This is a genomic window from Mycobacterium sp., from assembly GCF_025933915.1.
GTDB lineage: Bacteria > Actinomycetota > Actinomycetes > Mycobacteriales > Mycobacteriaceae > Mycobacterium.
Genome location: NZ_JAICZA010000005.1, coordinates 24,021 through 49,529, shown reverse-complemented (window position 1 = coordinate 49,529; position 25,509 = coordinate 24,021). Strand labels below are relative to the sequence as shown.

Sequence of the window (25,509 nt, the reverse complement as noted above, 5' to 3'; positions counted from 1 at the left end):
CCTCCTCTTTACTGGCGGCAGCATCAGGAGACGGGAAGGTTGAGTGACGTGTCGCTTCCCGGAATCGGCCCGCTGCCGCTCTACGGGTTCCAGCGTCCGGGCATGTTGTTGTTCGGTGTGGTGCCGCTGGCCCTGCTGGCCGTCTACCTCCTCGTCCAGGCTCGCCGCCGCCGCCGGCTGCACCGGTACACCGACGCCGCCGTGGCGCAGTCGCCGTGGCGGCATCTGCCGATCGCCGCGTCGCTGCTCTGCCTCGCGTTGCTGACCATCGCGCTGGCCACGCCCACCCACGACATGCGCATCCCCCGCAACCGCGCCGTCATCATGCTGGTCATCGACATGTCGCAGTCCATGCGGGCAACCGACGTCGAGCCAAACCGGCTCAAGGCCGCCGAACAGGCCGCCAGCCAGTTCGCCGAACAGCTGACGCCGGGCATCAACCTCGGGCTGGTCGGCTTCGCGGGCACGCCCTATTTGCTGGTGCCGCCCACCCCGCAACACCAGGCGACCGTCGACGCGCTGAAGAAGCTGGACTTCGCCGACAGCACGGCCACCGGCCAAGCCATCTTCACCGCCCTGCACGCGATCGGCGCCACGGCGGTCACCGGCGGTGACAACCCACCGCCGGCCCGCATCGTGCTGCTCTCCGACGGCCGCGAGAACAGACCGTCCAATCCCAGCGATCCGCACGACGGTGTCTACACGGCGGCGCGCCTGGCCAAGGACGAGGGCGTGCAGATCTCGACGATCTCGTTCGGAACCAAGGGCGGCGAAATCGAGATGGACGGGCAACGCGTCGCGGTGCCCGTGTCGACCGACCAGATGAAGACGATCGCCAGGCTCTCCGGCGGACAGTCCTACACCGCCACCAACATCGGCGAGCTCAACAAGACCTACAACGCGATCGAGAACGAGATCGGCTACCGCACGGTGCCGGGGCCGGGCAGCTCCGGCTGGCTGCGGCTCGGGGTGCTGGCCGCCCTGATCGCGACGGCGTTGGCACTGCTGATCAACCGGCGCCTGCCGACCTAGGGGCCACCCGGGGTTTCAGGCGGGCAGCCTGCGGTTCAGCAGCAGGCCGGCCAAGACGGCGCCGGCCATCACGACGGCACCGAGCAGCATCCAGGCCAGGCTCGCGTCGCCCTTGACGGTTTCGTAGCCGATCTGGTGCTGCAGCGTCGTGTACACGTTCTCCAGGGAGTCCAGGCTGTCGGCGTGGAACGCCTGCCCGTCGGTGATCTCGCAGATCTTCTGCAGGGTCTGATCGTCCACCGGAACCGGAATCGTGGAGCCCTCGTAGTCGACGGTGCCGTACGGGGTGCCGAACGAGATCGTCGAGATCTGCACGCCCCCCGACTTGGCCGCCCGGGCCGCGGTGAACGCCCCCTGCGGCGCGTTGGGGTCCAGCGGCACGTTCTCGGCGCCGTCGGACTCCAGCACGATGCGCGCCGGCGGCGGCCCGTCGCCGCCACCCATCACCGAACCGACCGTCGCGATCGCCTGCAGCGCGGTGAAAATGCCTTCTCCCGTAGCGGTTTTCGGGGCGGGCTGCAGGCTGTCGATGCCCGATTTCACCGCGCCGCGGTTCGTCGTCGGGGGAACCAACAGAGTGGCGTTGGCCGCGAACTCCACCAGCCCCAGGTTGATGGCCGGCGTCAGCTGGTCGGCGAACTGCTTGCCGGCCTCCTTCGCCGCGGCCAGGCGGGTCGGCGGAACATCGTTGGAGGCCATCGATTCCGAGACGTCGATGACGAGCATCACGACCGCGCGGTTGAGCGGGATCCGGACGTCCGACGTCGGCCCGGCCATCGCCGTGGTCAGCAGCACCAGCGACGCGGCCAGCAGGATGGTCGGCACGTGCCGCCACCGGCTCGGGTGCGGCGGGGCGACGCGCTCGAGCACCTCCATGTTGGCGAACCGCAGCACCCGGCGACGGCGGGCGAATTGCTGCACGACGTAAAGGCCGATCACGAGCAGCACCACCAGCAGCGACAGGAAGAACCAGGGGTTCTGGAATCCAGTCAGCGACACCGGGCCCAGCAGGGGCAACTTCATGTCCAGCCACACTATGCGTCAGATGTGGACGCCGCATCGCCCCCGCCGTCGCGGCGGCTCATCCGGCGACGAGATCGCGGCGCTGCGTGAATTTGATGTCGAGGCTGCGCAGGTGGGTCTGCAGCCCGGCGTCCTGGACGGGGATCAGGTGCGCTGGCTCGTCGGTCTCGTTGTAGTGCGCGTGCCACATTCCGGGCGGGGTGGTGAAGGCGCAGCCGGCCTGCCAGTCCACCCGAATGGGATCGACGATGTCGCCGCGCTCGTCGAGACGCGTGCCCAGCAGCGTGTAGCAGCCGGCCGGGGGCGCATCCAGGATGAGGTCCAACGCGACCGACTGGTGCCGGTGCGGGCGCTGCACCTGGTGGGGCGGCAGCACGCCGAGCATGGCCCACAACACGTGGGTGATGGTCAGGGTCTGATCCTGATCGGCGTTGGCCAGGAGCACGCTGACCCGGCTCTTGTCGTTGGCGCCCGGGCGCGAGGCGATCTCGGTCAGCTTGGCCACCACGTCGGCGCGGCGGAACTTGGTCGCGCGGAACCGCGGCCGGGTCGCGTCGGCGCCGAGGTAGCGCATGAGCGGCTCGTCGTGCACCCAGTACAGGGCCGTGTCGGTGGCGGCGTAGAACACCGAGTGCGCGCCGGCGGGCAGCGTCAGGAAGTCGCCCTTCTCCCATTCGACCAGCCGGCCGTTGACCGCCGCGAAGCCCCGCCCATCGAGCACGTAGTACAGCTGCGAGGTGGCGTTGGGGTTGGTATCGACGTGTTCGTTCGCGCGGATGCGCACGAAGTTGGCCAGCAGCGCGGGGCTGGTCGCCGGCCCCGTCGTGGCGCCCAGCTCGGTGGACAGATCCAGCGGGATCACGCCGGTCGGCGCGTCCAGGTAGGTCTCGGGACCGAACCGCCTGATCGGCACCCGGGGGGTGAGACCCGAGCCGATCGGGTTGGCGGCCTTGGAGTACTCGAAGTACTCGGCGCGCTCGGCCCACTCTTCGAACCGGCCCTCGAACCCGTACTCGGCGACGTTGATCATCGGTGCGGGGACCGTCGGGTCCAGGTTCGGTGTCGCTAGCTGCTGCGTGGTGGGCATGCCCGTCTCCCTTAGTGCTGATGTCTATCTCGTGTCTGAATAGTATTTATCTTGTATCTAAGTGTCAAACGCCGCAGGTAGGCGCCGCGGGTGTACGGTCATCAGCACGGTTGAGATACGACTTAGCTACCAGAGGGGGCGCGGCGTGGCAGCAAAGGACGCCCGGTCGGGGACGGCCAAGGATCGCGCGCTCGACTACGTCAAGACGCGGGTGCTCGCCGGGGAGTTCCCCGGCGGCGAGCTGATCAGCGAGGGCGACGTGGCCACCGCGCTGGGGATGTCGCGAACGCCCGTACGCGAGGCGTTTTTGCGGCTGGAGGCCGAGGGGCTGCTGCGCCTGTATCCGCAGCGCGGCGCGCTGGTGGTTCCGGTGTCGCCGGACGAGGTGCGCGCGGTGATGGAGGCACGCTTGGTGCTGGAGCAGTTCGCGGCCGGCAAGGTGATCGGGCGCGGCGCGACCGCGTGCGCGGCCGTGTTCGAGCGCCTGTCCGTCGAGCTGGCCCGGCAACGCGACGCGGCGGCCGCGACGGACTGGCGGGAGTTCGTGGAGGCCGACCGCGCCTTCCACGCCATCACGCTGCAGGAGTCGGGCAACGCCATCCTGTCGGGCTTCTACGCCTCCCTGCGCGACCGCCAGATGCGGATGATCGGGGAATCGGCACTGCGCGAGCCCGATCGGGTGGCCACGATCCTGGCGGAGCACCGGGGCATCGGGGAAGCGTTGCGCGACGGCGACTTACCGCGTGCACTGCAGGCGGTGCAGACCCACTTGGCCGGCACGGTGCGGGCCATGCGACTGTCGGTGTTCTAGGACTCCGGTCGCAGGTGATCGACGGGTGTTCGCATCCGACCGCGGACGATCGGCACGCAATCCCCCGGGAGTTCTGTGGTGACCTGCACACCGGAGCGGGTCAGTTCGTCGAGAAATCTCGGTAGCGGCTCCATCGCGCCGGTGGGGAGGTCGTGCAGCACGACCACGGTGTGCTGGTAGCTGCGGGTATCGGCGAGCGCCCGGCTCACCCAGCCGCCGGGATCGGCCCAGTCGCGCGGGACGCTGTTCCACAGGACGCAGCTGTACTTCTCCGCGATGAGGTGATCGACCGCCGCCTGATTCAGACAGCGCCGGTCGAGCACGCCCTCCGTTCCCCATGGTCGGAAGTACCGATCTGCATCAGCGAAATCATCCAAAAGCTTTTGCGTACCGTTGATTTCGTGAATAGCTTCCGCCGGTGATAGCTCGCCCAGAGGTCGACCATGGGTGAAGGAGTGATTGCCGATCCGATGCCCATCACGCACGGCCCGCGCCGTCAGCGCGCGTCCCTGCGGCGCGCAAACCCTCTCCCCGACGACGAAGAAGATAGCGGACATCCGCCGCTGCGCCAGCGCATCGAGAACCCGATCCGTGACTCCAGGCGTCGGGCCGTTGTCGAAGGTCAAAGTGATCTTCGGCGTCACATTCGCATGCATGCAGGTCCTCACCCGTCACATCATGGTTGCCTGACTGATCGATCAGACAGTATGTTATCGGGTAACCGGTGCCGAAGAGAAGAGTCGATGTTGACCGCAACAGTTCCGGAGGCTCAGCACAACGCTGGTTCCGCCGCGACGGCAGGCGACGCCCGGCAGCGAATCCTGCGGACCACGGTGAGGTGCTTCGGCGCGTACGGCTACGAGAAATCCTCGATGAAGCTCATCTCGAACGAGGCCGGCGTTTCGCAGACGCTGCTGCACTATCACTTCGAGACGAAGGAGAAGCTCTTCCAGGCGGCGATCGACGACATGGCCAAGACGATGTTCTCCACCGCTTCGGCCCGACTGACGGACGCGGTGTCCGTGGGTGACGGCCTGACCAAGGCGGGCGATCTGGTCTACACCCTGTTCATCGATAACCTCGACGCCGTCACCTTCATGGTCGAGTTCGCCGCGGCGGCCAACCACAACGAGTTCTTGCGGACCGCGTATGTCGACTATCGCGATACCCAGCGCGGGCGGATCGCCGAGCTGCTACGCACGATCATTGGTGACGATGCGCCGCCGGGTTTGATCGACGAGACGGTGCATCTCTTCGAAATCGTGCTGCTGGGCATGTCGATGCAGCGTCCGTTCATCTCCGATACTTCACGCTTCCGCAGCGATTTCGATGCTTTCGCGCGCATGATCGGCACCCACATCACCCAAGGATTGGATCGGAGAAGCTGATGATCCCGAACACCACCACGGCGCCAGTGCCGCCGATGGTCGAAGACGCGGTGACAGGATCCGGTGCCAGACGTATTTTCGTGCGCCGCTACGACAATGACAACGCCGACTATGTCTTGGTGCTGGTGCATGGGACCGCCGGGAACAGCGAGGGTTACGACACGTTCGCCGAGCACATGCGCCGCCACTATCGGGCGGCGGTCTACTCGTTCGACCTCACCGGGCACGGTCGCACCGAGGGCATGGCGGGTGTGTTCACCTTCGAAGACTTTCTCGAAGACACCAGGGCAGTAACCGATTACGCCGCACGACGCACTTCGCTACCCGTCGTCGTGCACGGCGCCAGCCAGGGTGGCGAAGTCGCCTTTCACGCGCTCGACGCGTGCCCGGCCGTGGCGGCCGGTGTGTGCATGAACATCTTGTTGAACCACGAGACGCCAATGAGGACGGCGATCCGACTGTTTCAGTCGCGCCCAGCGCAATGCGCGGCAGCCAGGATAGGTGATCGGCTGCCGGTCCCGCTGCGACGGTTCATAGACTTCAAGGCCGCCTACCAAGAAGACCCCGGATTGCTGGACACGAAGAAGAAGGACCCGTTCTACGTCTGGTCGTATGGATTCAAGAGCTACCACTCGGTGTTCAACTATGTCCCGCCTCTGCCCGCCGCCGCCAATACGAAACCCGTTCTGATCACCTGCGGCGAGCACGATGAAATCGTCGGCGCCGAGCACTGCCGCGCATGCTTTGAGCGGATCGGCGGAACCAAGGACTTTTTCATGATGCCCGGCGGCGGCCATCAGCTCATGTTGTTCGACAGAACCGTCTACAGCCGGGTCATCGACTCGTGGATTCGGGAGCGTGTGCTCGGCAAGGCCCAATCATGGGAAGCGGCAATCGGACCCGAAGAGCGGAGCTACTTCGAGTTCCTCGACCGGGAACGTGCCAATGACGCAGCCGGTGAGCCCGAGTACCGCTATTCGATGATCGATCGCGCTCTGATGCGGGTCTGTAACGGCACGATCGAGCGCGGCGTCCGTTATTTCTCCAACGCTGACGTCAGCGCACAGTGGCGCTTCACCGCAGAACTAGTCAGCGAAATCGACTACACCGCATGGGAATTCCTACGCGACTACCTTCCATACGCAAACACCGAACGCCCGCAGATGGCAGTGGTCGGCTGCGGCAGCGGCGGGGCGATCGCGGGATTGCTGGAACGATATCCAGAGTTGGGCGAGTGGGACATCGTCGGCGTCGACGTCGACTATAAAGCGATCGACGCAGCCCGCAAGCGCTTCACCGACAACACCAGGCTGAAGTTCATTGTCGGCGATGCACGAACCGCGGATGTGTTGGCGACCAGTCGGTTCGATCTTGTTTACCTGCACGGGGTCCTCGACCATTGCACCGAGCACCGCCGTCTGTTCGACAGCGTATTACGCGCGCTGAAGCCGGGCGGCCGGATGTTCTACGTCACGCCGGATCGCAACCTGTTCACCTGGCTTTGCTTCGTCGCGATTGGGCCGCTGTACGTGTTCGGTCTGCACAAGTCCAACCACGACTTTCGGCGATTCCCCCGCCCGGCGGAGCTGAATAGCCTCCTTCAGGACGCCGGTTTCGAGTTGCTGCCCCGGCGAGGTCGGCCGACCGCGCCGGCCATGGTCGGCCTCGAGTACAAGTCTGGGATGAATCCGTTCCCGGTCAGGAGGTCGGTGCGCACTCGCGCCCTCGACGAGAAGATCTTCAAGCACACCAGCCCCAGGTGGTGGTTGCGCAACGGCTTCATCGGTGAGTATGCGGGGGCGGCGCAAAAGCCGAGCCGATGAATTTCGGAGCGGCTTAGAACGTCGACGCCGCCCGCTATCCAATCAGCACGGCGTAGCGCGGCTTGATCACCTCGTCGATGATCGCCAGGCGCTCGTCGAACGGGAGGAATGCGGACTTCATCGCATTGATGGTGAACCGCTCGAGGTCGCTCCAGCCGTAGCCGAAAGCCTCGACCAGGCGCAGCATTTCGCGGCTCATGAAGGTGTCGCTCATCAACCGGTTATCTGTATTGACGGTCACCCGGAACCGCGCGCGGGCCAGCAGATCGAACGGATGCTCGGCGATGCTCTTGACGGCGCCGGTCTGCACGTTGGAGCTCGGACACAGCTCCAACGGAATTCGCTTGTCCCGCAAAATCGCTGCCTGTTGACCCAACCGAACCTGTCCGTCGGGCAGCACTTCGATGTCGTCGACGATCCGCACCCCGTGGCCCAGCCGGTCGGCGCCGCAGAAGGCGATCGCCTCGTGGATGGACGGCAAACCGAACGCCTCGCCGGCATGAATAGTGAAGCGGGCGTTGTGATCTCGCATGTACTCAAAGGCGTCCAGGTGCCGCGTCGGCGGGTTGCCGGCCTCGGCGCCGGCGATGTCGAAACCGACGACTCCCTTGTCCCGGAACCGGATTGCCAGCTCGGCGATCTCCCGGGACACCGCCGCGTGCCGCATGGCGGTGACCAGCAGGCGCACCACCAGCGGACGGCCAGCGCCGGCACAGGCCTTCTCACCGTCGGCCAATCCGGCCAGCACGGCGTCGACGATGGCGTCGAAGGACATCCCACGGTCGATGTGCAGCTCGGGTGCGAACCGGATCTCGGCGTAGACCACCGAGTCGGCGGCCAGGTCTTCCACGCACTCGTAGGCGACGCGATGCAGCGCCTCGGGTGTCTGCATCACGGCGACGGTGTGTGAAAACGGCTCCAGGTAGCGCTCCAGCGATCCGCTGTGCGAACGCGTGCGAAACCACGTCGCCAGCTCGTCGACATCGGTGGCGGGCAGCTCGTCATAGCCGATCTGCCCGGCGATCTCCAGCACGGTCGACGGGCGGAGCCCGCCGTCGAGGTGATCGTGCAGCAGCGCCTTGGGCGCCTTGCGGATCTGCTCGAGGCCCAGTGGCGCGGTCATGTGACGATCCGATCGATGATCAGCGGCCGGGAAGCCGGGGGCGTGTCGCCGACGCTCCAGCCACCATCCAGCTCGCCCAGCGCCGCGCCGAAGCGCTCCGGGGTGTCGGTGTACAGGGTGAACAGCGGCTCACCGGCCGTGACCGGCTCGCCGGGGCGGCGGTGCATCCTGATACCGGCGCCGAACTGCACCCGATCGCCCGGACGGGATCTGCCCGCACCGAGCCGCCAAGCCGCCAGCCCCACTGCCATCGCGTCGATATCGCCCATTGTGCCGCCCCGGGCGGCGGTCACGGTCTCGGCGTGCCGACCGATCGGCAACGGCACCGACAAATCTCCGCCCTGGGCGGCGATGAGCCGGCGAAATCGGTCCATCGCGGTGCCGTCGCGCAGCGTCTCGGCGGGATCGTGGTCGTCGATCCCGGCCAGCTCGAGCATCTCGGAAGCCAGCCGAAGCGTCAGCTCGACGACGTCGGGCGGGCCGCCCCCGCCCAGCACCTCGAGCGACTCGGCGACCTCGAGGGCGTTGCCGACGGTCGCGCCCAGCGGGCGGTTCATGTCCGTCAGCAGCGCGCGGGTCCGCACCCCGTGCGCGGCGCCCAGCTCGACCATGGTGCGCGCCAGCTCGCGGGACTGCGCCTCGGAGTCGGTGAACGCGCCGGAACCGACCTTCACGTCGAGCACCAGCGCGCCGGCCCCTTCGGCCAGCTTCTTGCTCATCACCGAGCTGGCGATCAAGGGGAGCGACTCGACGGTGGCGGTGATGTCGCGCAGCGCGTACAGCCTGGCGTCGGCGGGGGCCAGGTCCCCGGCGGCGAAGATGGCCGCGCCGAGGATGCGCAGTTGGTCGCGCACGCGCCGGTTGGACAACTGGGCGGTGAACCCGGCGATGGATTCCAGCTTGTCCAGGGTGCCGCCGGTGTGGCCGAGCCCGCGGCCCGACGCCTGCGGCACCGCCGCGCCGCAGGCGGCGACGACGGGCACGAGGGGCAGGGTGATCTTGTCCCCCACCCCGCCGGTGGAGTGCTTGTCCACCGTGGGCACGTCGAGGTCGCTGAAGTCGAGCCGCTCGCCCGAGGCCAGCATCGCCGCCGTCCAGCGGGCGGTCTCGCCGCGATCCATACCGCGCAACAGGATCGCCATCAGCAGGGCCGCCATCTGTTCCTCGGCCACCCGGCCGTCGGTGTAGGCGTCGACGACCCAGTCGATCGCGGCGTCGGACAACCGGCCGCCGTCGCGCTTGGTCCTGATCACCGTGGGCGCGTCGAACGCGGGCGGCATCAGTCGCGCCCCGCGGCGAGGTCGTCGGGGCCGAAGGCGTCCGGCAGCAGGTCACCGAGCCGGCGCGGCCCGCGCGGATGGTCGATCAACAGCTCGGGGCCCCCGTGTTCGGCCAGCACCTGGCGGCATCGCCCGCACGGCATCAGCACCGATCCGCGCTGATCCACGCACGCCAACGCGACCAGCCGGCCGCCGCCGGTCGAATGCAGGGCACACACCACGGCGCACTCGGCGCAGAGACCAAGGCCATATGAGACGTTCTCCACATTGCAGCCGGTGACCACACGCCCGTCGTCGACCAGCCCGGCCGCACCGACACGGAACCTGGAGTACGGCGCATAAGCCGCCGCCGAGACTTGTGTTGCCTTGTCCCGCAGCATATTCCAGTCGATATCCGGCATCACGCAACCCCGCTCACCCATGGCCGATTCCGACAGTCACCCTAGCCGCAAAACGGCATGTCGCTTGAGGACATCGGCGCAAGCCACCTCGTGTGCGAGCTAAGCTCAAGTGCCCGGCGTGACTGTCGCGCAACGTCGCACAACGAAGGTCGCAAAAAGGCGAGGACTGGGGTGACACTGGGGTGAGTACGCAACCGACAACCGCGGATCCGGCACCGGTTTCATCGCGCAGACGCAGGCCGCCGCGGACCCTGTACCGGGGAGATCCCGGAATGTGGGCGTGGGTGCTGCATCGCATCAGCGGCGCGACGATCTTCTTTTTCCTGTTCGTGCACGTCCTGGACGCCGCGATGCTGCGGATCAGCCCGCAGACCTACAACGCGGTGATCCGCGACTATCAGATGCCGATCGTCGGCCTGATGGAATACGGCCTGATCGCCGCGGTCGCTTTCCACGGCCTGAACGGGATCCGGGTGATCCTGATCGACTTCTGGTCCGAAGGCCCGCGCCACCAGCGGCTGATGTTCTGGATCGTCGGCGTCGTGTTCCTGCTGCTGATGGTCTCCGCCGGCGTGGTGACCGTGGTCCACATGATGGACCACTTCGGATGAGCAGCCCAGACCTTCAGCTGACCCGGGGCCAGACGGCGCCGGTCAAGCAGCGCTCCCACGACCGCCCCGCCAGCCTGGACAATCCGCGTTCGCCGCGGCGCCGGGCCGGCATCCCCAACTTCGAGAAGTTCGCCTGGCTGTTCATGCGGTTCTCGGGCATCGCACTGTTCGTGCTGGCGATCGGTCACCTGTTCATCATGCTGATGTGGGACCACGGCGTTTACCGGATCGACTTCAACTATGTGGCGCAGCGCTGGGCGTCGCCGTTCTGGCAAGTCTGGGACCTGACGCTGCTGTGGCTTGCCCAACTACACGGCGGCAACGGCCTGCGCACCATCATCGACGACTACAGCCGCAAGGACAGCACCCGGTTCTGGCTCAACAGCCTGCTGTTGTTGTCGATGGGGTTCACGTTGGTGCTGGGCACCTACGTGCTGCTGACATTCGACCCCAACATTCACGCCTGATCGAGGGAGGCTGACCCGTGATCCAGCAACACCGGTACGACGTGGTGATCGTCGGTGCGGGCGGGGCCGGGATGCGGGCGGCGGTGGAAGCGGCTCCGCGGACACGTACCGCGGTGCTGACCAAGCTCTACCCCACCCGCAGCCACACCGGCGCCGCCCAGGGCGGGATGTGCGCGGCGCTGGCCAACGTCGAGGACGACAACTGGGAATGGCACACCTTCGACACCGTCAAGGGTGGCGACTACCTCGCCGACCAGGACGCGGTCGAAATCATGGCCAAGGAAGCCATCGACGCGGTGCTTGACCTGGAGAAGATGGGGATGCCGTTCAACCGCACCCCCGAGGGCCGCATCGACCAGCGCCGCTTCGGTGGCCACACCCGCGACCACGGCAAGGCCCCGGTGCGCCGGTCCTGTTACGCCGCCGACCGCACCGGGCACATGATCCTGCAGACGCTGTATCAGAACTGCGTCCGTCACGACGTGCAGTTCTTCAACGAGTTCTACGCGCTGGACCTGGTGCTCACCCAGACCCCGAGCGGGCCGGTGGCCACCGGTGTGGTCGCCTACGAGCTGGCCACCGGGGAGATCCACGTCTTCCACGCCAAGGCCGTCATCATCGCGACCGGCGGCTCGGGCCGGATGTACAAGACCACCTCCAACGCGCACACCCTGACAGGCGACGGTATCGGCATCGTCTTCCGCAAGGGACTTCCGTTGGAGGACATGGAGTTTCACCAATTCCATCCGACCGGCCTGGCCGGACTGGGCATCTTGATCTCCGAGGCCGTGCGCGGCGAGGGCGGGCGGCTGCTCAACGGCGAGGGTGAGCGGTTCATGGAGCGCTACGCCCCGACGATCGTCGACCTGGCGCCGCGCGACATCGTCGCCCGTTCCATGGTTTTGGAGGTCCTGGAGGGCCGCGGCGCCGGGCCGCACAAGGACTACGTCTACATCGACGTCCGCCACCTCGGTGAGGACGTGCTCGCGGCCAAGCTGCCCGACATCACCGAGTTCGCCCGCACCTACCTGGGGGTGGACCCGGTGCACGAGCTGGTGCCGGTGTACCCGACGTGCCACTACGTGATGGGCGGCATCCCCACCACCGTCACCGGACAGGTGTTGGCCGACAACACCTCCACCGTGCCGGGCCTGTACGCGGCCGGCGAGTGCGCCTGCGTGTCCGTGCACGGCGCCAACCGGCTGGGCACCAACTCGCTGCTGGACATCAACGTGTTCGGCCGCCGGGCCGGGATCGCCGCCGCCAATTACGCGCGGGGACACGACTTCGTCGACATGCCCCCGGAGCCGGCGGCGATGGTCGTCGGCTGGGTGGGCGCCATCTTGAGCGAACACGGCAACGAGCGCGTCGCCGACGTCCGGGGCGCCCTGCAGCAGACCATGGACAACAACGCCGCGGTGTTCCGCACCGAAGAGACGCTGAAGCAGGCGCTGACCGACATCCACGCTTTGAAGGAGCGATATTCCCGAATCGCCGTGCACGACAAGGGGAAACGCTTCAACAGCGACCTGCTGGAAGCCATCGAGCTGGGCTTTCTGCTGGAGCTGGCCGAGGTCACCGTGGTCGGGGCGCTGAACCGCAAAGAGTCTCGCGGCGGCCACGCCCGCGAGGACTACCCGAACCGCGACGACGTCAACTACATGCGCCACACCATGGCCTATAAGCAGGGCACCGACCTGCTCAGCGACATCGCGCTGGACTTCAAGCCCGTGGTACAGACGCGCTACGAACCCAAGGAACGGAAATACTGATGACGGACGTTGCAGAGCCGCAGGTGGAGACCTTGGAACCGCCCCTGCCGCCGGTTCCCGACGAGGCGGTGATGGTGACCGTCAAGATCGCCCGGTTCAACCCCGACCAGCCCGACGCCTTCGCGGAAACCGGTGGCTGGCAAAGCTTTCGGGTGCCGTGCCTACCCAGCGACCGGATGCTCAACCTGCTGATCTACATCAAGAGCTACCTGGACGGGACGCTGACCTTCCGCCGCTCCTGCGCGCACGGGGTGTGCGGTTCGGACGCCATGCGGATCAACGGTGTCAACCGGCTGGCGTGCAAGGTGCTGATGCGCGATCTCCTGCCCAAGAAGGCGGGCAAGCCGCTCACCATCACGGTCGAGCCGATCCGCGGGCTGCCGGTCGAGAAGGACCTGGTGGTCGACATGGAGCCGTTCTTCGACGCCTACCGCGCGGTCAAGCCGTACCTGATCACCTCCGGCAACCCGCCGACCCGCGAACGCATCCAGAGCCCGACCGACCGCGCCCGCTACGACGACACCACCAAGTGCATCCTGTGCGCGGCGTGCACCACCAGTTGCCCGGTCTTCTGGCACGAGGGCAGTTACTACGGACCGGCGGCGTTCGTCAACGCGCACCGCTTCATCTTCGACAGCCGCGACGAGGGCGCCAGCGAACGCCTCGACATCCTCAACGAGGTCGACGGCGTGTGGCGGTGCCGCACCACGTTCAACTGCACCGAGGCCTGCCCGCGCGGCATCCAGGTCACCAAGGCGATCCAAGAGGTCAAGCGCGCGATCATGTTCTCGCGCTGATTGGCCGCCACCGACCGTCACACATCGCGGGCCTGTCTCGTCTGACCGGTATGACACAGAAAACCCGCATCGAGCCCCTGCCCCCGAGGCGCGCCGGGCTGCTGACCCGGGCCATGTACCGGATCGCCAAGCGGCGCTACGGCCAAGTTCCCGAGCCGTTCGCCGTGGCCGCGCATCATCGCAAGCTGATGATCGCAAGCGCCCTGCACGAGACGATGGTCGACCGGGCGTCGAAAACGCTGCCGGCCAGCGCGCGTGAGCTGGCGGTGCTGTGGACCGCGCGCCAGATCGGCTGCTCGTGGTGCGTCGACTTCGGATCGATGCTGCAGCGCCTGGACGGCCTGGACGTGGCGCGGCTCACGGAGATCGACGACTACGCCACCTCGCCGGCCTACAGCGACGACGAGCGTGCCGCCATCACCTATGCCGCCGCGATCACCAGCGACCCGCACACCGTCACCGACGAGCAGGTCGACGACCTCCGGGCGCGCTTCGGCGACGCCGGTGTGTTCGAGCTGACCTACCAGATCGGGTTGGAGAACATGCGCGCGCGGGTGAATTCCGCGCTGGGCATCACCGAACAGGGCTTCAATTCCGGTGACGCGTGCCGCGTGCCCTGGATGGACCAGCTCAACGAGACGGGCGCAGCGGAGAGCCGGTGAACTTCTCGGGGTTGGCGATATCCCAGAGCGCGCTGACCTTTCCGTCGCGCACCGTCACCGCCGTGATCCGCGGCGCCATCTCGCGGTAGCCGTCGCTGGCCGGGCAGCCGGCCGTGTAGATGCCGAGTTCGCCGTTGACGAACCCCAACTGATAGGCGGTGAACATCGACGGGCCGTAGCGTTGCGCAAGGCCGAACATGAAGCGGACCACCTTGTCGGCTCCGTGGATGACCTGAACCGCCGTGGGCGCCTTGCCATTCGAATCGCCGGTGAAAACGACGTCCGGGTGCAGCAGCGCCACCACCGCTTCCAGATCGCCGGATGCCATGGCGGCCAACAACTTGCCGACCACCTCGTCGTGCGCCGGATCCGGTTGGGGCGGCGGCTCGGCCGTGACGGCCTTGCGCGCCCGCGACGCCAGCTGCCGGGCCCCTGCCTCGCTGGTTCCCAGCACCTCGGCCACCTCCGCGAACGGCACGGCGAACCCGTCGTGCAACACGAACGCGACCCGCTGATCGGGCGAGAGCCGTTCCAGCACCACCATCGCCGCGAATCGGGCGTCCTCGCCGGCCACCACCGCGGACAGCGGATCGGCTTCCGAAGAAGGAGCGGGACCGAACCCGGTGACCACCGGCTCGGGCAGCCAGTTTCCGGTGTAGGTCTCGCGACGATGCGCGGCCGAGCGCAACCTGTCCAGACCCAGCCTGCTCACCACCGTGGTCAACCACGCCCGCAGGTCGGCTATCGCCGTGTCCTGCCGGTGCCAGCGCAGCCAGGCATCCTGAACGATGTCCTCGGCATCGGCGACGGTGCCGGTCAGCCGGTAGGCGACCGACATGAGATGCGGCCGAAGGGCTTCGAATTCGGCGACCTGCGTCGAGGTCATACCGACCAGACTAGCGCTACGCTCACCACCAACATGACCGACAACCTGTGGCTGCACTTCTCCCGGCACGGCCCGGGAATCACGCCGCCGATCATCACCCGCGGCGAGGGCGTCACGATCTTCGACGACCGCGGTAAGAGCTACCTCGACGGCCTTTCCGGGCTGTTCACCGTGCAGGTCGGCCACGGCCGGGCCGAGCTCGCCGAGGCCGCCGCCCGGCAGGCGGGCACGCTGGCGTTCTTCCCGCTGTGGGGGTATGCCACCCCCACGGCCATCGAGCTGTCCGAGCGTCTTGCCGGCTACACGCCGGGCGACCTGAACCGGGTCTTCTTCACCACCGGCGGCACCGAGGCCGTCGAGACCGCGTGGAAACTGGCCAAGCAGTACTTCAAGCTCACCGGCAAACCCGGTAAGCACAAGGTGATTTCGCGGTCGGTCGCCTACCACGGCACCACCCAGGGCGCGCTGGCGATCACCGGGCTGCCGAAATACAAGGCGCCGTTCGAGCCGGTGACGCCCGGCGGCTTCCGGGTGCCCAACACCAACTTCTATCGGGCGCCGGAACCGTTTGGAGCCGGTCTGGAAAGTGACGCAAAAGCCTTCGGGCGGTGGGCCGCGGACCGGATCGCCGAGGCCATCGAGTTCGAGGGCCCCGACACCGTGGCCGCGGTATTCCTCGAGCCGGTGCAGAACGCCGGAGGCAGCATCCCCCCTCCCCCAGGCTATTTCGAACGGGTGCGCCAGATCTGCGACTCCTACGACGTGCTGCTGGTCTCCGACGAGGTGATCTGCGCGTTCGGCCGCATCGGGTCGATGTTCGCCTGCGACGACTTCGGCTACGTGCCCGACATGATCACCTGCGCCAAGGGGATGACGTCGGGCTATTCGCCGATCGGCGCCATGCTCGCCAGCGAGCGCTTGTTCGAGCCGTTCAACGACGGCGCGACGATGTTCCCGCACGGCTATACCTTTGGCGGCCACCCGGTTTCGGCGGCCGTCGGGCTGGCCAACCTCGACATCTTCGAGCGCGAGCGGCTGAACGATCACGTCAAGACCAACGCGCCCGCCCTCCGGGCCACCCTGGAAAAGCTTTACGACCTGCCCATCGTCGGCGACGTGCGCGGCGAGGGTTTCTTCTACGGCGTGGAACTGGTCAAGGACAAGGCGACCAAGCAGACCTTCAGCGACGAAGAGCGCCGCCCGCTGCTGGCCCGGGTGGGCTCGGCGCTCTTCGCTGCCGGGCTGTACTGCCGCACCGACGACCGCGGCGATTCCGTCATCCAGCTGGCGCCGCCGCTGATCAGCGGCCAGGCCGAATTCGACACCATCGAATCCATCCTGCGCGGCGTCCTGCGCGAGGAGTCCGAGCGGCTCTAGCCCGATGGTGGCGACCCGCTGCGCCCGGCTGCGCCGCACTTGCGATCGCCACTAACCGGCGGGCGCGCGCCTGACCGCATCGGCGGCCAGCATCACCTCGCGGGCGTGCGGGGCGCTCGGGCTGTGCGCGAACCGCGACACGGAGTTGCACAGCCAGGCGAGCGCCGACCGCCGCTCCGGCTCGGTGGTGGCGTCACGATGCAGCTTCAGCTCCGCCAGCACCTGATCCAGCCCGGAACGCCGCACCTGGGTTGCCTTCTCGACCTGTTTGAGCAGATCCTTCAGCGCGCGTGGGCCCGCGCCGGGCGCCGCACCCGCGCCATCGCGCTGGCGCCGCCGCCACCTGGTCCACAATCGATCGTCGGAAATGGCAAACCTCTGGAATCGGTGCGGGCGGGCGCGTTCCCGCTGACCGCCGCCCAGCCTAACCCGGGTCCCTCGGCCCGGCCGAGTAACTTCCGTCTCATCAGTCACAGCGCGGCTCCCCGGATTCGGGCCCTCGATCGCCTACTGTGCACAGACGATGACCCTGTTACGTTCCGCATCATGCCTGGCAGCGGCGTTTTTCCTGATGGCCGCCCCGGCCACGGTCGCGGTACCGGCGGCGTTGCCGCTGGGACGGGCCGAACCCGGCGCCGAACCCAATGCCGCACCCGCGAGCTGCCCGTACAAGGTGAACACCCCGGCGGCGGTGGATTCGTCGGAGGTCCCCACGGCCGGCGACCCCCCGATCCCGCTGGCGGTGCCCGCCAAGCCCGTCGGCGGTGACGCCCTGGGCGGCTGCGGCATCGTCGCCGCGCCGAACACGGCGCCGCCACCGGGCGACGTGTCCGCCGAGGCCTGGCTGGTGGCGGACCTGGACAGCGGCGCCGTCATCGCCGCCAAAGACCCGCACGGTCGGCACCGCCCGGCCAGCATCATCAAGGTGCTGGTGGCGATGGCCTCCATCAACACACTCAACCTGAACAAATCGGTTCCCGGAACCGCCGACGACGCGGCCGCCGAGGGCACCAAGGTCGGCGTCCAGGAGGGCGGCGTGTTCACCGTCAACCAGCTGCTGCACGGGCTGCTGATGCACTCCGGCAACGACGCCGCCCACGCGCTGGCCATGCAGCTCGGCGGCATGCAGCAGGCGCTGGAGAAGATCAACGTGCTGGCCGTCAAGCTGGGCGGCCAGGACACCCGGGTGGCGACGCCGTCGGGGCTGGACGCGCCCGGCATGAGCACCTCGGCCTACGACGTCGGGCTGTTTTACCGCTACGCGTGGCAGAACCCCACGTTCGCCGACATCGTCGCGACGCGGACCTTCGACTTCCCCGGCCACGGCGACCACCCGGGCTACGAGCTGGAGAACGACAACCAGCTGCTCTACCAGTATCCCGGCGCCCTGGGCGGCAAGACCGGGTACACCGACGACGCGGGCCAGACGTTCGTCGGCGCGGCCAACCACGACGGGCGGCGGCTGGTTGCGGTGCTGCTGCACGGGACGCGGCAGCCGATCGCACCGTGGGAACAGGCCGCGCACCTGCTGGACTACGGGTTCGCCACCCCGCAGGGCACTCAGGTCGGCTCGCTGGTCGCGCCCGACCCGTCCCTGGCGCCCGCCAAGCACGACACCGCCGCCGACCGGATCGCCAATAACGCTGCGGCCGGCGGGATCATCCGCTCGGCGGACGCTTTGCCGGTCCGGGTGGGCGTCGGTGTCATCGGCAGCATCGTCGTGTTTAGCTTGATCATGGCCGCACGCTCCATGAACCGTCGACCCCAACACCGCTGAGCGCCGGTGACCACCGGATCGCGGCGCGGCCTGCTGGTCGGGCTGACCGCCGCCAGCGTGGGTGTCGTCTACGGCTACGACCTGTCCATCATCGCCGGCGCGCAGTTGTTCGTCACCGAGGATTTCGGACTGTCCACCCGGCAACAGGAACTGCTGACGACGATGGTGGTGATCGGTCAGATCATCGGAGCGCTCGGCGCCGGCGTGCTGGCCAACGTGATCGGGCGGAAAAAGTCGGTGGTGCTGATCCTGTTCGCCTACGCGGTTTTCGCGCTGCTGGCCGCGTTTTCGGTCTCGCTGCCGATGCTGCTGGCGGCGCGACTGCTCGTCGGCCTGACCATCGGCGTGACGGTGGTGGTGGTCCCGGTGTACGTGGCCGAATCGGCGCCGACGGCGGTGCGCGGCTCGCTGTTGACGGCCTATCAGCTGGCGATCGTCAGCGGGCTCATCGTCGGTTACTCGACCGGTTACCTGCTGGCGGGAACCCACAGCTGGCGGTGGATGCTGGGGCTGGCCTGCGTGCCCGCAGTGCTGTTGGCGCCGTTGGTGATTCGGATGCCCGACACCGCGCGGTGGTACCTGCTCAAAGGCCGGGTCGACGACGCCCGGCGGGCGCTGCTGAGGGTGGAGCCCGACGCGCAGGTCGACGACGAGCTGGCCGAGATCGGCCGCGCGTTGAATGTGGGCGGCGGCAGCGTCTCCGAGATGCTGCCGGAAATGGTTCGCAGGCCCTATCTTCGCGCCACCGTGTTCGTGGTCGTCCTCGGCTTCCTGATCCAGATCACCGGCATCAACGCGATCATCTACTACAGCCCCCGGATATTTCAGGCCATGGGCTTCACCGGTGATTTCGCGCTGCTGGGGCTGCCGGCGCTGGTGCAGGTGGCCGGGTTGGCGGCCGTCGGCGCGGCGCTGCTGTTGGTCGACCGGCTGGGCAGGCGGCCGATCCTGTTGTGCGGCACCGCCATGATGATCGCCGCCGATGTGGTCCTGATGGCCGTGTTCGGCCGCGGTGCCGGCGGCGCGGCCGCCGGGTTCGCCGGCGTGCTGCTGTTCATCTTCGGCTACACCATGGGTTTCGGCTCCCTGGGCTGGGTGTACGCCAGCGAAAGCTTCCCGTCCCGGCTGCGGTCCCTCGGGTCGAGCACCATGCTGACCTCCAACCTGGTGGCCAACGCCATCATCGCCGCCGTCTTCCTCACCATGTTGCATTCATTGGGTGGCGCAGGGGCTTTCGCGGTGTTCGCGGTGCTCACGGTGGTCGCGTTCGCCTTCGTCTACCGGTATGCGCCGGAGACCAAGGGCCGCCAGCTCGAGGACATCCGCCACTTCTGGGAAAACGGCGGCCGGTGGGATTGATCGCCGCGGGAACGATGGTGCTCGGCGGGCGGATCTGCCGGCCGGGCTGGCTCGAGGCCTCCGGCGGACGGATCGTGGCCTGCGCGTCCGGCCCGCCGCCGCGCCCGGCCGACCGTGATTTTCCCGATTGCACTGTGGCGCCGGGCTTTATCGACATGCACGTGCACGGCGGCGGCGGGGCTTCCTACACCGACGCCGACGGCATCGGCGATGCCGCCGCCTTTCACCTGAGCCACGGCACCACCACCACGCTCGCCAGCCTGGTGACCGCCTCGCCTCCGGAGCTGCTCAGCGGGGTGCGCGCGCTCGCCGAAGCGGCCGGGGCCGGCGTCGTCGCGGGCATTCATCTGGAAGGCCCCTGGCTGAACCGGGCGCGTTGCGGAGCGCACGACCACACCCAGATGCGGTACCCCGACCCCGAAGAGATCGACGCGGTGCTGAGCGCCGGCGGCGACGCGATCAAGATGGTCACCCTGGCGCCCGAGCTGCCCGGGGCCGATGCCGCGATCCGGCGTTTCGTGGATGCGGGAGTCGTTGTGGCGGTGGGACACACCGACGCGACGTACGAGCAAACGCGGCACGCCGTCGCGCTGGGCGCCACGGTCGGCACGCATCTGTTCAACGCGATGCCGCCGCTGCACCATCGCGAGCCCGGCCCGGCGCTCGCGCTGCTGCGGGACCCGCGGGTGACCGTCGAGCTCATCGCCGACGGCGTGCACCTGCACCCGGGCGTGGTACACGCGGTGATCGAGGCGGCCGGCGCGGACCGGGTCGCCGTGATCACCGACGCGATCGCCGCGGCGGGCCGCGCCGACGGCGCGTACCGGCTCGGCGCGGTGCGCATCGATGTGGTGTCCGGTGTCGCGCGGGTGCACGGGACGTCGACGATCGCGGGCAGCACGGCCACCATGGACCGGCTCTTCCGCGCCGCGGCCGGGCCGGGGCCCAATGCCGACCCCGATGCCGCGCTCGCTGCCGCGGTTCAGACGACCGCGACGACGCCGGCCCGGGCTCTGGGCCTGGATCGGGTCGGCAGCCTGCGGCCCGGCTACGACGCCAACCTTGTTGTGCTGGACCCCGATCTACGGGTCATGGCCGTCATGCGGCGGGGCGACTGGCATGACCATCCGGGCCGCGGAGGTGCGTGATGGCGTGGCTCGTCTTGATCGCGTCGGGTGTCTTGGAGGCGGTGTGGGCGACCGCTCTGAGCAAGTCCGACGGCTTCTCCCGGCTTGGCCCGTCATTGGTCTTCGTTGTCGCGCTCGGGCTTTCGATGGCCGGGCTGGCGACCGCGATGCGCACCCTGCCGGTCGGAACCAGCTATGCGGTATGGGTCGGCATCGGGGCCGCGCTCACCGTGGGCTACGCGGCGCTGACCGGCGACGAACCGGCGTCGTTGACCAAGCTGTCGCTGATCGCCGGGATCGTGGCCTGCATCGCGGGTTTGAAGCTGGTCAGCTAGCGATTCCGGTGGGTAAAACCCGCGATGCGGGAAAGCACCAGCGCCCCAACGGCTCCCAATGCCATCGCGGTCAGCACCTGGCGGGTGCCCAGGCCCTCATCCGGGTGCACCCGCGGCGCGATGATCGCCGGGGCCGGGGGCTCGACGTGTTGGTCGCGCGGATCGGTGGACGCCGTCGCCGCCCACGCGGTGCAGAACAGGACGAGATAGGCGGTGATGTAAGCGAACACCATCAACCCCAGCACCGGACCAAAGGCGGCGCCCGCCGGGCTGCGCAACACCGCCTTCAGATAGATCGACGCCACCTGTTTGAACACCTCGAAGCCGATCGCCGCGATCAGCCCGGCCCGCATCGAATCGACGAAGCTCACCTTTTCCCGGGGCAGGCGCGCAATCATCCACGTGAACAGCAGCCACGACACCAGCGTCGCGATCAGGATCGAGAAAAGCCAGAAAAGCCAGTCGAGCACCACAAACTGCGGTACGCCAAGCCATTTCAACAACGTGGCCATGGGTGCGGCCTGGCCGACGGTGGTCAGCGCGACGGTGGCCACGATCACCGCGAACGTCCCCACCATCGCCAGCAGATCGGAGGACTTGCCGCGAACGAAGCCCGGTGGCTCAAAGTGGCGGTCCCACCACATCTCGGTCAACGCCTGCCGCAGGTGCGATATCCAGCCCAAGCCCGCCCACACCGCGGTGACCAGACCGATGACACCGACCGACGTCCGGGCATCGATGGCCGAGTTCATCAACTCCTGCAGCTGATTGCCCAGCGCGCCCGACACCTGGGAGCGGATGTGATCGTCGATCGAGCTCAGCAGCTGAGGCCGCCGGGCCAGCACGAATCCGAACATCGCGAAACCGACCATGAGCAAGGGAAACAGCGCGAAGATCGTGTAATACGTGAGGCCGGCGGCGAAGAACCCGCCGTTGCGCCCGTCGAAACGCTGGTAGGCGCGGATGACATGGTCGAGCCACCCGTAGCGGGCCCGCAGCCGATCAAAAATGCCCGCCTCCGCCGGCTCGCTCATGGTGAAACTTCGTACCCCCGTTGCGGAAGGAACCCAAGCCGATCGTAGACGCGTTGGACCGTTTTGCCGGCCACTTCCTGGGCCCTTTCGGCTCCGGCCGCCAAAACGGCCTCCAATTCGGCCGGGTCGGCCGTCAGTTCGTCGACTCGGGCCTTGATCGGGGCGACGAACTCGACCACCGCCTCCGCGGTGTCCTTCTTCAGATCGCCGTAACCCCTTCCGGCATAGGCCTCGACGAGCTTGTCGACGCCGACACCGCTGACCGCGGACTGGATGGTCAGCAGGTTGGACACGCCGGGCTTGGCGTCGGTGTCGAAGCGGATCTCACGCTCGCTGTCGGTCACCGCCGAGCGAATCTTCTTGGCCGACAACGCGGGATCGTCGAGCAGGTTGATCAGCCCGGCATCGGTGGCCGCGGACTTGCTCATCTTCGACGTCGGGTCGGCCAGGTCGTAGATCTTCGCGGTGGCCTTGGGAATGAGCACGTCCGGCACCACGAACGTGCCCGGGAATCGGGCGTTGAACCGCTGCGCCACGTCGCGGGCCAGCTCGAGATGCTGGCGCTGGTCCTCGCCCACCGGCACCAGATCGGTGTCATAGGCCAGCACGTCGGCGGCCTGCAGCACCGGGTAGGTGAACAAGCCCACGGTGGCGGAGTCGGCGCCCTGGCGCAGCGACTTGTCCTTGAACTGCGTCATCCGCGACGCCTGCCCGAAGCCGGTGAAGCAACCCAGCACCCAGGCCAGCTGGGTGTGGGCGGGCACATGGCTCTGCACGAAGACGGTGCTGCGGGCCGGGTCGATGCCCAGCGCCAGGTATTGCGCGGCGGTGACCAGGGTCCGCTGACGCAGCGCCGCGGGATCCTGGGCGATGGTGATGGCGTGCAGGTCCACCACGCAGAAGAACGGGTCATGGTTGTCCTGCAGCTGGGCCCACTGTGTGACCGCGCCCAACGCGTTACCCAGGTGAAGCGAGTCGGACGTGGGCTGCACGCCGGAAAAAATGCGGCTGGATCCGGTAGCGGTGCTCATGATGCACCGATCTTTTCACGCGCCGCCGCGCCGCCGAGTGCGCGGCCAGCTTCACCCTCGGTGCCGTGTGTGCGGCCTGCCGCACGCTCGCGATCAGCCCGTCTTGCGGTACCGGCGGTACCGCCTTTAATGTCGGGCTATGCGCAAGCTCGTCTGCTCGGCTGCCTCCTCGTGAGCCCCGCTCACTCGGCGTCGCCTTCGGTCCGTCCACCGATCCACCTCGGTTCGGGGGAACCGGTGGTGTTGCTGCACCCATTCCTGCTGTCCCAGGCGGTGTGGGAGGACGTCGCTCAACGGCTGGCCGACACCGGGCGGTATGAGGTGTTCGCCCCGACGATGGCCGGCCACAACGGCGGTGCGTCCGCGGGCACCTGGTTTCTGTCCTCGGCGGTGCTGGCCGACCACGTGGAGCGGCAGATGGACGAGCTGGGCTGGGACACCGCGCACATCGTGGGCAATTCGCTGGGTGGTTGGGTCGCGTTCGAACTCGAGCGGCGCGGACGGGCGCGCAGCGTGATGGGCATCGCCCCGGCCGGCGGCTGGACGCGATGGAGCCCCGCGAAGTTCGAGGTGATCGCCAAGTTCATCCTGGGTATTCCGCTGCTGGTGCTGGCCGCGCTGTTCGGCCCGAAGGTGATGCGGCTGCCGTTCAGTCGCCGGTTGGCCACCTATGCGATCAGCGCATCGCCGGAGGGAGTCAGCGACGAACAGCTGCTGGGCTGCATCGACGACGTCGCGCACTGCCCCGCCTACTTCCAGCTGCTGGTCAAGTCCCTGCTGCTGCCCGGCCTGCGGGAACTGGCCGAGAACGCCGTCCCGGCGCACCTGGTCATCTGCGAAAAGGATCGCGTTGTGCCCGCGCCCAGGTTCAGCCGGCATTTCACCACGCATTTGCCCCACGACCACCAGGTCACCGAGCTCGACGGCGTGGGACACATCCCCATGTTCGAGGCCCCGGAGCGCGTCGCCGACTTGATCACCGGCTTCCTCGATGAGTGCAACCCGGCGGCCCGGGGCGCCAACCCCTCGGCTAGTTAGCCAGCTCCTTTTCCAGGTTCTCGGCAATCGAGTCGAGGAATTCCTCGCTTTGCTGCCACTTTTGATCGGGGCCGATCAGGATGGCGAGGTCCTTGGTCATCTTCCCGCTCTCGACGGTGGAGACGATGACGGTTTCCAGCGTCTGCGCGAACTCGATCACCTCGGGTGTGTCGTCCAGCTTGCCGCGGTGCGCCAACCCGCGCGTCCAGGCGAAGATCGAGGCGATCGGGTTGGTCGAGGTCGGCTTGCCGGCCTGATACTGCCGGAAGTGCCGCGTGACGGTGCCGTGCGCGGCCTCGGCCTCGACCGTTTTGCCGTCGGCCGTCATCAGCACCGAGGTCATCAGGCCCAGCGAGCCGTAGCCCTGCGCGATGGCGTCGGACTGCACATCGCCGTCGTAGTTCTTGCACGCCCACACGTAGCCGCCCTCCCACTTGAGGCAGGCGGCGACCATGTCGTCGATCAGCCGGTGCTCGTAGGTCAGGCCCGCGGCCTCGAACTGCTCCTTGAATTCCTCGTCGTAGATGCGCTGGAACTCGTCCTTGAACATGCCGTCGTAGGCCTTGAGGATGGTGTTCTTGGTGGACAGGTACACCGGCCATTTGGCGTTCAGGCCGTACTTGAAGGTCGCGCGCGCGAAGTCGCGCACGGAATCCTTGAAGTTGTACATCCCCATCACGACACCGCCGTCGGAGGGGATGGACACCATTTCGTGCACCATCGGCTCGCTGCCGTCCGCGGGGGTGAAGGTGATGGCGACGGTGCCGGGCTGGTCGACCTTGAAGTTGGTCGCCCGGTACTGGTCGCCGAAAGCGTGGCGGCCGATGACGATCGGCTTGGTCCAGCCCGGAACCAGGCGCGGCACGTTGGAGATGACGATCGGTTCGCGGAAGATGGTGCCGCCCAAGATGTTGCGGATCGTCCCGTTCGGCGAGAGCCACATCTTCTTGAGGTTGAACTCCTGCACGCGCGCCTCGTCGGGGGTGATCGTCGCGCACTTGACGCCCACACCGTGCTTCTTGATCGCGTAGGCGGCGTCGATCGTCACCTGGTCGTCGGTGCGGTCGCGGTGCTCGATGCCCAGGTCGTAGTAGTCCAGATCGATGTCGAGGTGCGGAAGGATCAACAAGTCCTTGATCAGTTTCCAGATGACGCGGGTCATTTCGTCGCCGTCGAGCTCGACCACGCGGCCTTTGACTTTGATCTTGGCTTCTTTGGAAGCCGAGTTGGACATGCTTGGTTTCACGGCGTCCGAAACCTCCCTGCTG

Annotated in this window: 25 protein-coding genes and 1 pseudogene; 15 read left to right on the top strand and 11 right to left on the bottom strand. The window is 67.6% G+C overall.

Annotated elements, in window-relative coordinates; all coding sequences use genetic code 11:
* Positions 1–48 precede the first annotated feature (48 nt).
* On the top strand, positions 49–1,032 hold the full coding sequence (locus Q0W90_RS01510; protein ID WP_297599187.1) for a VWA domain-containing protein: 984 nt from the start codon (positions 49–51) through the stop codon (positions 1,030–1,032).
* A 15-nt stretch (positions 1,033–1,047) separates the two neighbouring features.
* Here Q0W90_RS01510 and Q0W90_RS01505 read toward each other — a convergent pair whose 3' ends face one another.
* Entirely contained in the window at positions 1,048–2,055 is a 1,008-nt protein-coding gene (locus tag Q0W90_RS01505) for a VWA domain-containing protein (protein WP_297599185.1), read from the bottom strand.
* A gap of 58 nt (positions 2,056–2,113) precedes the next feature.
* Entirely contained in the window at positions 2,114–3,142 is a 1,029-nt protein-coding gene (locus Q0W90_RS01500) for a cupin (RefSeq protein ID WP_297772799.1), read from the bottom strand.
* Between the two features lie 145 nt (positions 3,143–3,287).
* Between Q0W90_RS01500 and Q0W90_RS01495 the strand changes: the two genes are divergently transcribed.
* Positions 3,288–3,953 carry a GntR family transcriptional regulator gene (locus Q0W90_RS01495; RefSeq protein ID WP_297599181.1) on the top strand — a complete coding sequence of 222 codons (666 nt, stop codon included), beginning with the start codon at positions 3,288–3,290 and terminating at the stop codon, positions 3,951–3,953.
* Here Q0W90_RS01495 and Q0W90_RS01490 read toward each other — a convergent pair.
* Positions 3,950–4,597 carry a polysaccharide deacetylase family protein gene (locus Q0W90_RS01490; protein ID WP_297697361.1) on the bottom strand — a complete coding sequence of 216 codons (648 nt, stop codon included), beginning with the start codon at positions 4,595–4,597 and terminating at the stop codon, positions 3,950–3,952. The genes Q0W90_RS01495 and Q0W90_RS01490 overlap by 4 nt on opposite strands.
* Before the next feature lie 99 nt (positions 4,598–4,696).
* On the opposite strand from Q0W90_RS01490, the gene Q0W90_RS01485 reads away from it, so the two are divergent.
* Positions 4,697–5,341 carry a TetR/AcrR family transcriptional regulator gene (locus Q0W90_RS01485; RefSeq protein ID WP_297697362.1) on the top strand — a complete coding sequence of 215 codons (645 nt, stop codon included), beginning with the start codon at positions 4,697–4,699 and terminating at the stop codon, positions 5,339–5,341.
* Positions 5,341–7,164 (top strand): alpha/beta fold hydrolase, encoded by a 1,824-nt coding sequence (locus Q0W90_RS01480; protein ID WP_297599176.1) that lies wholly within the window; start codon positions 5,341–5,343, stop codon positions 7,162–7,164. The genes Q0W90_RS01485 and Q0W90_RS01480 overlap by 1 nt, the downstream gene beginning before the upstream one ends.
* A 34-nt stretch (positions 7,165–7,198) precedes the next feature.
* Here the strand turns inward: Q0W90_RS01480 and Q0W90_RS01475 are convergent, their stop codons facing one another.
* The 3 genes from Q0W90_RS01475 to Q0W90_RS01465 are packed head-to-tail and all read right to left on the bottom strand — an operon-like array spanning position 7,199 to position 9,968.
* Positions 7,199–8,287 carry an adenosine deaminase gene (locus Q0W90_RS01475; RefSeq protein ID WP_297772797.1) on the bottom strand — a complete coding sequence of 363 codons (1,089 nt, stop codon included), beginning with the start codon at positions 8,285–8,287 and terminating at the stop codon, positions 7,199–7,201.
* Entirely contained in the window at positions 8,284–9,570 is a 1,287-nt protein-coding gene (locus Q0W90_RS01470) for a thymidine phosphorylase (RefSeq protein ID WP_297772815.1), read from the bottom strand. Before Q0W90_RS01470 ends, Q0W90_RS01475 begins: the two co-directional genes overlap by 4 nt.
* The gene (locus tag Q0W90_RS01465; RefSeq protein WP_297599193.1) at positions 9,567–9,968 is read right to left on the bottom strand and encodes a cytidine deaminase; all 402 of its coding nucleotides are present in this window, start codon (positions 9,966–9,968) and stop codon (positions 9,567–9,569) included. The genes Q0W90_RS01470 and Q0W90_RS01465 overlap by 4 nt, the downstream gene beginning before the upstream one ends.
* 272 nt (positions 9,969–10,240) lie before the next feature.
* Between Q0W90_RS01465 and sdhC the strand changes: the two genes are divergently transcribed.
* From sdhC to Q0W90_RS01440, 5 genes and pseudogenes are all read left to right on the top strand, one after another.
* On the top strand, positions 10,241–10,579 hold the full coding sequence (gene sdhC / locus Q0W90_RS01460) for a succinate dehydrogenase, cytochrome b556 subunit (RefSeq protein WP_297697363.1): 339 nt from the start codon (positions 10,241–10,243) through the stop codon (positions 10,577–10,579).
* The gene (locus Q0W90_RS01455) at positions 10,576–11,046 is read left to right on the top strand and encodes a succinate dehydrogenase hydrophobic membrane anchor subunit (RefSeq protein WP_297697364.1); all 471 of its coding nucleotides are present in this window, start codon (positions 10,576–10,578) and stop codon (positions 11,044–11,046) included. Before sdhC ends, Q0W90_RS01455 begins: the two co-directional genes overlap by 4 nt.
* 17 nt (positions 11,047–11,063) lie before the next feature.
* The gene (sdhA, locus tag Q0W90_RS01450; RefSeq protein ID WP_297697365.1) at positions 11,064–12,818 is read left to right on the top strand and encodes a succinate dehydrogenase flavoprotein subunit; all 1,755 of its coding nucleotides are present in this window, start codon (positions 11,064–11,066) and stop codon (positions 12,816–12,818) included.
* Positions 12,818–13,615: a succinate dehydrogenase iron-sulfur subunit gene (locus Q0W90_RS01445; RefSeq protein WP_297697366.1), complete on the top strand. Its 798-nt coding sequence runs from the start codon at positions 12,818–12,820 to the stop codon at positions 13,613–13,615. The genes sdhA and Q0W90_RS01445 overlap by 1 nt, the downstream gene beginning before the upstream one ends.
* A 38-nt stretch (positions 13,616–13,653) precedes the next feature.
* Positions 13,654–14,277, top strand: a pseudogene (locus Q0W90_RS01440) (carboxymuconolactone decarboxylase family protein); the annotation flags it as partial.
* Here Q0W90_RS01440 and Q0W90_RS01435 read toward each other — a convergent pair.
* The gene (locus Q0W90_RS01435) at positions 14,246–15,163 is read right to left on the bottom strand and encodes a sigma-70 family RNA polymerase sigma factor (RefSeq protein ID WP_297595219.1); all 918 of its coding nucleotides are present in this window, start codon (positions 15,161–15,163) and stop codon (positions 14,246–14,248) included. The pseudogene Q0W90_RS01440 and the gene Q0W90_RS01435 overlap by 32 nt on opposite strands.
* On the opposite strand from Q0W90_RS01435, the gene Q0W90_RS01430 reads away from it, so the two are divergent.
* Positions 15,119–16,540 (top strand): aspartate aminotransferase family protein, encoded by a 1,422-nt coding sequence (locus Q0W90_RS01430; RefSeq protein WP_297697367.1) that lies wholly within the window; start codon positions 15,119–15,121, stop codon positions 16,538–16,540. The two genes, Q0W90_RS01435 and Q0W90_RS01430, sit on opposite strands and share 45 nt — an antisense overlap.
* Before the next feature lie 51 nt (positions 16,541–16,591).
* On the opposite strand, the gene Q0W90_RS01425 is transcribed toward Q0W90_RS01430, so the two are convergent.
* Entirely contained in the window at positions 16,592–17,014 is a 423-nt protein-coding gene (locus Q0W90_RS01425) for a hypothetical protein (RefSeq protein ID WP_297595217.1), read from the bottom strand.
* 49 nt (positions 17,015–17,063) lie between these two features.
* Between Q0W90_RS01425 and Q0W90_RS01420 the strand changes: the two genes are divergently transcribed.
* From Q0W90_RS01420 to Q0W90_RS01405, 4 genes are read left to right on the top strand one after another with little or no spacing between them, the layout of a single operon-like run.
* Entirely contained in the window at positions 17,064–18,317 is a 1,254-nt protein-coding gene (locus Q0W90_RS01420; protein ID WP_297697368.1) for a D-alanyl-D-alanine carboxypeptidase family protein, read from the top strand.
* Between the two features lie 6 nt (positions 18,318–18,323).
* Positions 18,324–19,676: a sugar porter family MFS transporter gene (locus tag Q0W90_RS01415; protein WP_297772793.1), complete on the top strand. Its 1,353-nt coding sequence runs from the start codon at positions 18,324–18,326 to the stop codon at positions 19,674–19,676.
* Positions 19,667–20,824: an N-acetylglucosamine-6-phosphate deacetylase gene (gene nagA / locus Q0W90_RS01410; RefSeq protein WP_297772791.1), complete on the top strand. Its 1,158-nt coding sequence runs from the start codon at positions 19,667–19,669 to the stop codon at positions 20,822–20,824. Before Q0W90_RS01415 ends, nagA begins: the two co-directional genes overlap by 10 nt.
* Complete coding sequence (locus Q0W90_RS01405; protein ID WP_297697371.1) at positions 20,824–21,138, top strand: multidrug efflux SMR transporter; 315 nt, start codon at positions 20,824–20,826, stop codon at positions 21,136–21,138. The genes nagA and Q0W90_RS01405 overlap by 1 nt, the downstream gene beginning before the upstream one ends.
* Here Q0W90_RS01405 and yhjD read toward each other — a convergent pair.
* Complete coding sequence (gene yhjD, locus Q0W90_RS01400; RefSeq protein WP_297595211.1) at positions 21,135–22,172, bottom strand: inner membrane protein YhjD; 1,038 nt, start codon at positions 22,170–22,172, stop codon at positions 21,135–21,137. The two genes, Q0W90_RS01405 and yhjD, sit on opposite strands and share 4 nt — an antisense overlap.
* Positions 22,169–23,203, bottom strand: coding sequence for a tryptophan--tRNA ligase (gene trpS, locus Q0W90_RS01395; protein WP_297595210.1), 1,035 nt, complete (start codon positions 23,201–23,203; stop codon positions 22,169–22,171). Before trpS ends, yhjD begins: the two co-directional genes overlap by 4 nt.
* Before the next feature lie 240 nt (positions 23,204–23,443).
* Here trpS and Q0W90_RS01390 point away from each other — a divergent pair, with 240 nt between their 5' ends.
* Entirely contained in the window at positions 23,444–24,241 is a 798-nt protein-coding gene (locus tag Q0W90_RS01390) for an alpha/beta hydrolase (protein WP_297697384.1), read from the top strand.
* Here the strand turns inward: Q0W90_RS01390 and Q0W90_RS01385 are convergent.
* Positions 24,234–25,475, bottom strand: coding sequence for an NADP-dependent isocitrate dehydrogenase (locus tag Q0W90_RS01385; RefSeq protein WP_297595207.1), 1,242 nt, complete (start codon positions 25,473–25,475; stop codon positions 24,234–24,236). The two genes, Q0W90_RS01390 and Q0W90_RS01385, sit on opposite strands and share 8 nt — an antisense overlap.
* Positions 25,476–25,509: the final 34 nt, after the last annotated feature.